The sequence below is a fragment of the Paenarthrobacter sp. CM16 genome (assembly GCF_013179505.1).
In the GTDB taxonomy this organism is placed as follows: Bacteria; Actinomycetota; Actinomycetes; order Actinomycetales; family Micrococcaceae; genus Arthrobacter.
Window position 1 is genome coordinate 6,018 of the sequence record NZ_JABMCX010000230.1, and the last position, 1,708, is coordinate 7,725.

General features: G+C 63.8%; 3 protein-coding genes. All 3 read right to left on the minus strand.

The window, feature by feature from the left end; genetic code table 11:
- A partial coding sequence (locus tag HP499_RS17765) for a benzoate/H(+) symporter BenE family transporter (protein ID WP_172325522.1) occupies nucleotides 1-1,143 on the minus strand: 1,143 nt, incomplete at its 3' end.
- Nucleotides 1,144-1,257: 114 nt separating this feature from the next.
- Nucleotides 1,258-1,491, minus strand: a complete 234-nt coding sequence (locus tag HP499_RS17770; protein ID WP_141282025.1) for an antitoxin — start codon at nucleotides 1,489-1,491, stop codon at nucleotides 1,258-1,260.
- Nucleotides 1,492-1,586: 95 nt separating this feature from the next.
- Nucleotides 1,587-1,708, minus strand: a 122-nt coding sequence (locus HP499_RS17775; RefSeq protein ID WP_172325523.1) for an amino acid permease C-terminal domain-containing protein, incomplete at its 5' end; no start/stop codon positions are given.

Sequence of the window (1,708 nt, forward strand, 5' to 3'; positions counted from 1 at the left end):
GGCGCCTACGCCGGCAAAGCTGAGGCCTGAGGCTGCCAGCAGAAAGGTGATACAGGCTGGAATGCGTTCCTCCGCTACGGCCAACGCTGAGGAAATGGAGGCCGCCAGGGTCCCGAGGAGTGCGAGGCCGGCCACGGCTTCCAACAGTCCTGACGGGGCTGCGGCCACCAAAGTCACCAGGGCCGCGGATGCCGCCGCCAGGACAAGGTAGGCCAGGCCGGAGACGAACGCTGCGATCCAACGCCGGCCATGATCCTTGCCAGCTTCCTCGCCGGCAGCGAGGGCCGCACTGAGGGCGGCCAAGTTGATCGCATGGCCTCCGAAAGGCGCGCCGGCAATGGTGCCTGCGCCGGTGACCAGCATTGATGGCCTCCACGGCGTGGTGTAGCCGAACGACTTGAGAACCGCGACACCGGGAATGTTCTGCGAGGCCATGGTGACGATGAACAGGGGCAATGCCAGCCCGACAGCAGCCTCCAGGGAAAACGCAGGAGTTGTCCATTCCAGCCGTGGCACGAGACCCTGAACCGGTACCTGGACGCCGTTGGTGACGATGTGGATTCCGATGACGACCAGAGCCACCACCAAGGATGCCGGGACTGACCAACGCGGGGCGAACTTCATGAGCACAACCCAGCACAGGACCACGGGAGCAATGAAGAGCGGGGCAGAACCCAGCGATTTGAAGGGCGCCAGGCACAGGGGGAGCAGGACCCCGGCCAGCATTGCCTGCGCCAATGTTGTGGGGATCTGTGCCATGAGTCGGCCCAACACCGGCAGCAGCCCCGTCAGGACGATCAGTACCCCGACGATCAGGAAGGCACCTACGGCCGCCGGCCATCCGCCGTCGACCACTCCAGCGGAGGCGAGCAGGGCAGCCCCGGGTGTGGACCAAGCGAGTGTCACCGGCATCTTGGACCGCCAGGACAGCCACAGGATGCCCAGGCCGAAGGTCAGGGTGAGCGCCAGAAGCCCACTGGATGCCTGGGCTTGATTGGCGCCAACAGCCTGCAGTCCCGCAAGGACTACCGCGAATGATGACGTGAATCCCACCAAAGCTGTAACGATACCGGCGGTGATCGGCGGTCCAAGTGTCTCCCGGTTGGAGCTGTGGTGCGTTGTTGGCGGGGCGGCAGAAGGCATAAAGTCCAACGTACCCGACCCGCGGCGTGCGGTTGTTAAACGCCAAGGGCACCGGTGGCGCCTCTCGGCGGGACCGGTGCCCCCTTGACGTATCTGGTACGGCGGCTCAGGCAGCTACGGCTGCTTCGGCTCATCCGTGACGGGAGCCTGTCCAGGCTGACCGTCGTTCTTGGCCACGAAGTCGGAAGCGGCGTTCTGGACCTTGTCGACGTGACCGGCATACTTGCCGCCCGTCTTTTCGTCCACAAAATTCCCGGCCTTTTCGATGCCATTCTTGATGGCTTCTTCGTTGCCTTGAATGAGACCCTGAGCCTTGCCCTTCAGGTCGTCAATTAAACCCACGGGCACCTCCCTTCCTTCGCGGAGCCAGTTCGCTCCTCCGCGTCCGACCCTAACACCACTTGTCAGGGGTGCCAAGGGTTAGATGCGGGGCTGTGGACAAACTACGCCAAGGGCTTACTTTCCACCTTGTGGCGGGGGCTGTCCGGGTTCATGAGTGAGTGCTTGCGACCGTACGCGAAGTAGATCACCAGGCCGATGACCAGCCACACACCAAACCTGGCCC